General features: G+C 44.6%; 12 protein-coding genes. 9 read left to right on the top strand and 3 right to left on the bottom strand.

Annotation, left to right across the window (positions count from 1 at the left end):
- Positions 1 to 56 precede the first annotated feature (56 nt).
- The 4 genes from BLW49_RS28325 to spoVAE are packed head-to-tail and all read left to right on the top strand — an operon-like array spanning position 57 to position 2809.
- Entirely contained in the window at positions 57 to 917 is an 861-nt protein-coding gene (locus tag BLW49_RS28325; RefSeq protein ID WP_090728260.1) for a DUF421 domain-containing protein, read from the top strand.
- Between the two features lie 44 nt (positions 918 to 961).
- Positions 962 to 1441, top strand: a complete 480-nt coding sequence (gene spoVAC / locus BLW49_RS28320; RefSeq protein ID WP_090728258.1) for a stage V sporulation protein AC — start codon at positions 962 to 964, stop codon at positions 1439 to 1441.
- Between the two features lies 1 nt (position 1442).
- Complete coding sequence (gene spoVAD / locus BLW49_RS28315; RefSeq protein WP_007784321.1) at positions 1443 to 2462, top strand: stage V sporulation protein AD; 1020 nt, start codon at positions 1443 to 1445, stop codon at positions 2460 to 2462.
- On the top strand, positions 2459 to 2809 hold the full coding sequence (gene spoVAE, locus BLW49_RS28310; protein WP_005832063.1) for a stage V sporulation protein AE: 351 nt from the start codon (positions 2459 to 2461) through the stop codon (positions 2807 to 2809). The genes spoVAD and spoVAE overlap by 4 nt, the downstream gene beginning before the upstream one ends.
- 174 nt (positions 2810 to 2983) lie before the next feature.
- On the opposite strand, the gene BLW49_RS29010 is transcribed toward spoVAE, so the two are convergent.
- The gene (locus tag BLW49_RS29010; RefSeq protein ID WP_153784608.1) at positions 2984 to 3157 is read right to left on the bottom strand and encodes a hypothetical protein; all 174 of its coding nucleotides are present in this window, start codon (positions 3155 to 3157) and stop codon (positions 2984 to 2986) included.
- A 237-nt stretch (positions 3158 to 3394) separates the two neighbouring features.
- On the opposite strand from BLW49_RS29010, the gene BLW49_RS28305 reads away from it, so the two are divergent.
- The 5 genes from BLW49_RS28305 (at position 3395) to BLW49_RS28290 (ending at position 6690) form a co-directional block, all read left to right on the top strand.
- Positions 3395 to 3598: a hypothetical protein gene (locus tag BLW49_RS28305; RefSeq protein ID WP_023559066.1), complete on the top strand. Its 204-nt coding sequence runs from the start codon at positions 3395 to 3397 to the stop codon at positions 3596 to 3598.
- A gap of 12 nt (positions 3599 to 3610) precedes the next feature.
- Entirely contained in the window at positions 3611 to 3841 is a 231-nt protein-coding gene (locus BLW49_RS28640; RefSeq protein ID WP_143042177.1) for a hypothetical protein, read from the top strand.
- Positions 3842 to 4313: 472 nt separating this feature from the next.
- Entirely contained in the window at positions 4314 to 4787 is a 474-nt protein-coding gene (locus BLW49_RS28300) for a hypothetical protein (RefSeq protein ID WP_090728256.1), read from the top strand.
- A gap of 137 nt (positions 4788 to 4924) precedes the next feature.
- Positions 4925 to 5425: a CBO0543 family protein gene (locus BLW49_RS29425; protein ID WP_285080841.1), complete on the top strand. Its 501-nt coding sequence runs from the start codon at positions 4925 to 4927 to the stop codon at positions 5423 to 5425.
- Between the two features lie 221 nt (positions 5426 to 5646).
- Complete coding sequence (locus BLW49_RS28290) at positions 5647 to 6690, top strand: YkvI family membrane protein (RefSeq protein WP_023559061.1); 1044 nt, start codon at positions 5647 to 5649, stop codon at positions 6688 to 6690.
- Positions 6691 to 6906: 216 nt separating this feature from the next.
- On the opposite strand, the gene BLW49_RS29580 is transcribed toward BLW49_RS28290, so the two are convergent.
- Both BLW49_RS29580 and BLW49_RS29385 read right to left on the bottom strand, forming a co-directional pair.
- Positions 6907 to 7161, bottom strand: a complete 255-nt coding sequence (locus tag BLW49_RS29580; protein ID WP_371264636.1) for a DUF421 domain-containing protein — start codon at positions 7159 to 7161, stop codon at positions 6907 to 6909.
- Complete coding sequence (locus tag BLW49_RS29385; protein WP_244933052.1) at positions 7055 to 7459, bottom strand: phospholipase D-like domain-containing protein; 405 nt, start codon at positions 7457 to 7459, stop codon at positions 7055 to 7057. The genes BLW49_RS29580 and BLW49_RS29385 overlap by 107 nt, the downstream gene beginning before the upstream one ends.
- Between the last annotated feature and the right edge of the window lie 502 nt (positions 7460 to 7961).

Genomic DNA, 7961 nt, shown 5'->3' with positions numbered 1-7961 from the left:
ATAGGGACATATTAACTTTTGTCGATTAAATGTGATTGGAAAGGAATGGTGATATTATGCCGGATTGGGTAGAAATTGCTTTGCGAACGTTATTGGCTATGGGGGTTCTTTTTGTCCTAACGAAGATATTGGGTAAACGACAGGTATCACAGCTTTCATTGTTTGAGTATATCACCGGCATCACGATCGGCAGCCTTGCAGCTTACGTTTCGTTGGATCTGGAGTCCAATTGGTATCTGGGCTTGGTTGCGATGACGGTTTGGACCGTTGTTTCTTTAGGGATTGAACTTTTACAGCTGAAAAGCAAAACGGCAAGAGACCTATTCGACGGCAAAGCAACAGTACTCATTAAGGACGGCAAGATCATGGAGGATAACCTAAAAAAAGAAAGGATTACCACGGATGAACTTATGGAACAGCTTCGAATAAAGAATGTGTTCAAAGCTGCCGATGTTGAATTCGCCATCATGGAGTCAAGCGGTGACGTTAGCGTTCTTTTAACCAAGGAAAATCAACCGTTTACGCCTAAACACCTGGGGATAAATGTCGGGCCAGAACAAGAACCTCAATCGGTCATTATGGATGGAAAAATAATGGACGAACCGCTTGCCACGATAGGTCTAAACAGGCAATGGTTGGATACGGAACTGGAGAAATTAGGTGTTTCGATTGATAACGTATTTCTTGGACAGGTGGATTCCTATGGCCAGCTATACGTTGATTTATTTGATGATCAGATCAAAGTACCGAAACCCCAGAAAAAAGCCGCGTTGCTTGCAACATTGAAAAAGTGTGAAGCGGATCTCGAAATGTTTGGCTTATCTACCAAAGAACAAAATACAAAGCAGATGTACGAGCAATGTTCAAAAGCGTTAGAAAAGATTATTGATGAAGTTAAACCATTGCTGATTCGTTAACAATTCGCCAATTATACGTCAGCTGAAAATCGAGGAGGATGTTCATGGCAAATAATATAAAGAAAAATTTAACGCGGGTACAACAGGAATATAAAGAATTGGCGCAAAGCGTCGAACCTCCGAGGCCCATACTCAAAAACTTCATTCGTGCGTTTATAGCTGGCGGGACCATTTGTTTGGTTGGACAAGCCATCCAGGAAATGTTTGTGCATTGGGGCGGCTTTGATGAGAAAAAAGCTGGAGACCCTACCGTGGCGGTTATGATACTCCTTTCTGTCATTCTGACCAGCATGGGGGTGTACGATAAGTTTGCCCAATGGGCTGGTGCGGGTTCCGCAGTGCCTGTGACGGGATTTGCGAATTCGATGGCATCCGCTGCGATTGAACATCAGAGTGAAGGTATGGTGCTCGGTGTTGGCGGTAAAATGTTTAAACTGGCTGGACCGGTTATTGTATTTGGTACAGTCGCCGCCTTTGCGGTAGGAATTGTACATTTGCTGATCAAAGGCGGGGGAGGCTCTTAATATGTTAAAGGGACACCAGAGTTGGCTATTTGAGAACAAGCCGTTCATCCGATCAACAGCAACGGTAGTGGGTCCATTTGAAGGAAGAGGCCCGCTGGCCAAAGATTTTGACATTGTCCATGGAGAATCCATGATGGGACAAAAGAGCTGGGAGAAAGCAGAAAAGGCATTGATTGAAGAAGCGGCAAAACTGGCTATTGAAAATGCGGGGTTGACAAAGGAACAAGTACAGTTTTACATAGGCGGGGATTTGATGAATCAAATCATTAGCAGCAGTTTTGCCGCGCGAACATTATCGATCCCTTACCTCGGTGTGTTTGGCGCTTGTTCAACCTCGATGGAAAGTCTGGCATTAGCAGCTAACCTTGTAAATTCCGGTTCGGCGAAATTTGTATTGGCGGGGACATGCAGCCATGATTCCGGTGCGGAGAAACAGTTCCGATATCCGACCGAGTACGGTTCGCAAAAACCGCCAACCGCCCAATATACGGTAACCGGGGCCGGTGCTGCCATCGTATCCATGGAAGGTGACGGACCGGTTGTTACATCTGCCACCATTGGCCGGGTTATCGATATGGGCATTAAAGATCCGTTTAATATGGGCGCAGCGATGGCTCCTGCAGCGGTAGACACCATTGAGGCGCATGTTCGAGATTTGGGAATTGAACCGGGTTATTACGATTTGATCGTTACCGGCGATCTTGCGAAAGTCGGATATGAAATCGCCTGTAAATTGTTTAAGAAACATAACTTTCCCATCGAACAAACCGAATATTCCGATTGCGGGATGATGATTTACGATTATGAAACCCAAATGGTTCAGGCCGGAGCAAGCGGCTGCGGTTGTTCGGCAGTTGTTACCTATGGACATTTGCTGAATCGGATGCGAAGAGGTGAACTGAAACGAATCCTCGTTGTCGCTACGGGGGCGCTGCTATCCCCGATTTCATTTCAACAAGGGGAAAGCATTCCTTGTATCGCTCATGCCGTATCCATAGAGGCAGGGAGGGAGATATTATGATTTTTCTTTGGGCTTTTTTGGTGGGAGGTGCAATCTGTGTTTTCGGACAATTTTGTTTTGATGTCTTGAAACTTACACCGGCCCACACCATGACCCTGCTTGTTGTATTGGGCGCGATTGTCGACGGAATTGGATGGTATGATCCGCTGATTGAATTTGCCGGGGCAGGAGCATCGGTCCCGATTACAAGCTTTGGTAACGCTCTTGTCCATGGTGCGCTTCAAGAACTAAAGAGCAATGGCTGGATTGGGATCATCACCGGAATTTTCGAAGTGACCAGTGCCGGAATATCCGCAGCGATTATTTTTTCGTTTCTCGCTGCATTGTTCGTAAAACCCAAAGGATAATACGGGGCCCAATCCGAATTTCGTTGGCTAAAATACACTGTAACGGTCGGTCAGGGCGATCCCTAACCGGCCGGTTTTGATTATGAGAAACATTTACTTGTTCCAATCTGTACGGAATGTCCCCATCGATAATCTCAAAGGTTACGTTGACCAAGCTATAAAAGCCATATACTGTCAGACGCTATTTATTTCGGTTCCTATATTCTCCATCACTTCTTTGGTTCGCTCCATTAAACTCGGCTCGGTTGGAACATTTTCACTTGCCTTTCCATCCAAGATTATTGGAGATTTGTTACTTGTCGTTTTGATTCGCTGTTTAAATTGTGATTTAAGTTCGCTTTTTTCCATACTTTCTCCTTTTCATTCGCCATTTTCAGAATATGCAACTGATATTATTCCGATTTTCATATCCTTTATGCATCATAGGAGTCAGGTCCCCAAAAGGCTGTGTTTCCGCCTGCATATAGACAACCAACCCGATAAAATGACCGGAAACCGGGCGGATGCCGTTGTCGCTTCTATGCGCCTGCCATAGACTAATGCTGTAAGTTCAACTTTACCTAACCCAAGGAGGAATGTTTTCAAATGCAGTTTATCAAACAGGCAATGCCCATGTATACGCATGACCAGGCCGCTTATGTCAGGCAAATGTACGATTGGCACATGAAAATGGCTCAGTATCACGAACAATTACGTACCTTTCATCTGGAAAGGGCGAAACAATTTCAAAAGCTCTCCGAAGAAAAAGCGAAAACGTCAGAAATATCCAGCGACACCAGCGCCGCTTAAAGGCGAACCGACATGGAGCGATGTGATGAATTGGCAGCATTCCGAATCAAAATCTGGGACCGCTATGTAACCCTTCGTTCCCAATATGGAACCCGGATGCCCTTGTCTTTCGACCAGTTCTGGTATGACTTTTTGGCCAGGCACATGCTATCCGACTGTGGCGTAGAGCAAGTATATGAGGACTTCTGCAACAACTGGGAGAATCGGTGTGTGAAAAATGTTTGCGATTCGAGCCATCGGTAGAATGCCTGCGAAATAGGACCAAATGGCCGGCTGTTGCCCAAAATGGGTTGCTCCGGCCTTTGATATTTGTATGCAGGGGACAAGGGTAGATGGGATCAAATCCAAGCGGACTTTCACGATGCGGATAACTGCATAGGATGATTCGTTTCTGGACAACTTAAATGCTGTTTGCATAAATTTGGAAAGGCGGATGCCTGCATGTTACCAACATTCAGTACAAGCATTAAAAACTGGACTACCTCTGCCCCAAGACAACCAAATCGATGTAAAAATTGCATCTGGGGCAACTGGGATGGGTTGAAACAATTTTGTTCGAAACCTGTCTGCATTAAGAAACAACCAGTATAAGAGATAGTCCATCTTCTTTTACTTGATCAGGTTCGGTTATCTGTAAAGAATTCATGCCCAGTGACTGGCATTTTTGCCGAGGACGCATATAATGACGTGATCCAACTTTGAGGAGTGATAAATCATGTCCATTGCGGCTCAAACAAGTACAAAGAGTTTACCTCCCTTATCCATATGGGGAGTTCATGCATCTGTCGCCGGAAGACCGGTTGTGTGGGGCAAACTAGTGATGCGTGTTTTGCAGGACCAGCAAATTCAAGGCACCATCCAATTTCGCGGAACGCCGATTTCAATTGAAGGAAGCTGGAATGAAAGCGCGCAGCAGATCATGTTTCATTCCCCCTACGCCGCCTACTCCGGCCATTTAACCATCTATGACGATGTCCAGATTCAACTTCGGCATCTGGTTCTCACCGGACGTCTGCAGATGCTCCCCCCCTCTTTACAAGCGGGCGAATATGGAACCTGGGTAGCGACAACTGATATAAACTTGGCGGGGTATAGCGGCTATGTCCCACCGCAACCGCCTTCAACTTCGTTGCCGCCGGTTGGTGTATTTGTAACGTCGAATATACTGTATGGAAACTCGCGTATATAAAGAGGCAAAGCAGGCACATATCGAATGAAAAATGATCGGTATCCGGATAACGGAAAGGGGTGGCATCGGTGGACGAAAATCAGATTCATCATGTAATCGAACAAGCCTATCAATTGATTGTCTAAGCACGCCGCAACATGACTGACATTTGGCGCACTCACGTACTATTTACGCGACAATGGTGGTTGGGAGTAGGTTTATCGATATGCCCCTGGCTATTTTGGATCGGATTTCGGGATAAGAGAGCTACGGGACAGTTTCTCCTATCCGGGTTTATGATGATTATCGTGTCGTCGTGGCTGGACCAGCTTGGGATTGCCATGGGACTTTGGCATTATCACTGGGAGGTCATACCGATCATGCCGGCCAATTTTCCATGGAATTTTTCACTTCTTCCCGTCACGGTGATGTTCTTACTCCAGTACAAGTCTGGCATACATCCGTTGTTCAAAGCTCTCCTATTTGGGGGATTTTCCGCTTTTGTGGCCGAGCCGGTCTCACAAATGGCCGATTTATACCACCCCGTTCACTGGAAACATACCTATTCTTTTCCTATCTATGTGGGGCTATATCTGCTGGCTTCGAGCATCGCCAAGCGGGGCGTTGATTGCACAGATTCATCCTCGGTAGATAAATAAAGGCCAAAACCATAAGTTTACCGATTCCAAAAATCATGCCCAGATTCATGAGCTGCATATTTACCATGTCATTGTTAAAGACTCAAGTTTGTTAATTGATGATCTACCGGACCACTATCGATTCTCGTCATAACGGCTGACAACGAGTTCCTTTTGGAATAAGCATTTTTTTTAAGCATAGAATTTAATGATTCTATACTATACCAGGACATGGGTGAAATATGAAGAAAAATACAAGTATGATAATACAAATCGCCGCAACATATTCGGGAACCGTGGTGGGAGCCGGATTTGCTTCAGGACAGTCGATTATGCAGTTTTTCACGGTATACGGAGCCTATGGGGTATTAGGCATTTTATGCAGCACCTTTCTTTTTGTGTGGATCGGCACTAAAATGATGATTCTAGCTCACCATATCAAAGCATTTTCATATCAGGAGTTTAATGTTTATCTGTTTGGCAAGATTTTCGGCAAAGTCGCAAATGCCTTGACTTTAATTATTCTATTTGGGGTAACGGCCGTGATGCTTTCAGGAACCGGTACCATTTTCGAAGAACAACTCCGTCTACCCTATCAACTGGGTATTATCATCAGCATCGTTTTATGTTATCTGGTGATGACGAAGGAAATCAGCGGAATTATGTTCGTAAACTCGTTAGTTGTTCCCATGATGCTTTTTTTCACTATTCTCCTTGTCGTAAAGGTTGTCAGAATAGACAATATTTTTGATATAGTCGGTTGGCAGAACCAACAACTGTACAATTTGAAGTGGTTCGTGAGTCCGTTTGTGTATGCAGGATTGAATTTTGCTTTTATTCTAGCCGTTATGGTTCCTCTGGGGAGTGAGGTGGATGACGAAAGCGCATTAAAATGGGGAGGGTTTTGGGGAGGCATTGGTCTTGGTTTTATGCTTCTTGTCAGCCATTTTGCAATGAGCTCAAAGATGCCCGAGATTCTTCAATACGATATTCCGATGGCCGAGATTATTCGAGATTTCGGGCGGTATTTTCATGTATTGTTTTTGCTCGTAATCTATGGAGAAATATTCACCACATTGATAGGCAATGTATTCGGAATTTCTCGTCAAATCCAAAGTCTTTATAATCTTCCTAAAAGTTGGTTGGTTCTTGGCATATTACTTGCTAGTTTTTTGATTAGTCAAGCCGGTTTCACCTCCTTACTTACTTATCTTTATCCGCTATTTGGGTATATGGGTTTGATACTTCTTATTTTTTTAGCAGTTCAACGGATGCCCAGGGACTAAGTCTCCATATTTTTATAAGTTGATTCGGCACGAAATCCAACTATTGGGTAATTATGCTACTATCGGAATTAAGGCACAGGGTTCCATCGATCCAACTTCTTATTTCCAAAACTTTTGGCCTGCCGTCTTAATAGCTAACATAAATGACCTCCATAAGAATAAAGAATACAGCATAGGGTAGACAGTTGCATGTCATATAGAGTATTTCCAACGACTTCACCTAAAAATAGCTGAAATGAAGTCAAACGGTGTTACTTGACTAAATTGGTTTTTCCCTAACATCTTTGTAATGATGGACAATCCTACAAAACCTAGCAAGAACTCAATTGAGAATTGAAGAAACAACTTTTCATTTCCTCTTTCATCAAATGATTGGTGAAAGCAAGCACGCCGTTTGATCGAGAATCCGCTGCAAATGCGTGCGTTGAGGCGGGACTTCCATCCGTAAGGGAATGGAGTCCGCAAGATCATGCTCGAATTGTTCCGCCAGTTTTCGTGCTACTTCAGAACTGTACACAACTTCGCACACTTCATAATTCAGACGGTAGCTTCTTAAATCAACATTTGAGGAGCCTGTCTCGGCAATTTCTCCGTCAATGATCATTAACTTCGCATGCAACACGCCTTTATTGTAGAGGTAGATATGAACCCCGGCTTCCAAAAGTTCTCCATAGTAGGTCCGACTTGCAGCTCCAACGATGATCGATACCACGTGGCGGGTAACTAAGCGCACTCGGACACCGCGAACCAAAGCTGCTTTAATCGCCATAATAATGTCTGCATCTGGCACAAAGTAAGGCGCGATATTCCAATGGGCGTCGAAGACTGCTTGCAGTTCGTTTGAAGGTTAACCCACTATTCGAATATGGGTGTCGCGTCAAAGCCGACATTCGACTTTAATCCGGTATATTCATCCCCGATATTGATGCCTCCAGTAAAAGCTTCCTGACCATCGAATACAACAATCTTACAATGATTTCGGCAACTCCAATAGGACAGCGCCCAAGGGAAGCGAATGGGGAAAAAAGATCGGCATTCAATTCCAACCTTCATCATTTGGCGGCCGTAGCCATGGGCGTGCGTTGGGCCTAGGGGGAACTTGGATACTGTCAGCTTTAGCAGTGGCGATGGGGGCGGCAGTGTTTAGGTTTATCCAAGGTTAGCTGTCTAAACAATAGAATAGTGGCGAAAAGAGATCAAACCCTACTCAACTTGTAGGGTTTGATCTCTTTTCTAATCTGTTCACCGATGAAAACAGACAAGCCATGTCC

This window comes from Paenibacillus sp. PDC88 (assembly GCF_900106725.1).
Classification (GTDB): domain Bacteria; phylum Bacillota; class Bacilli; order Paenibacillales; family Paenibacillaceae; genus Paenibacillus; species Paenibacillus shunpengii.
This window is presented reverse-complemented; position numbering and strand designations above follow the sequence as displayed.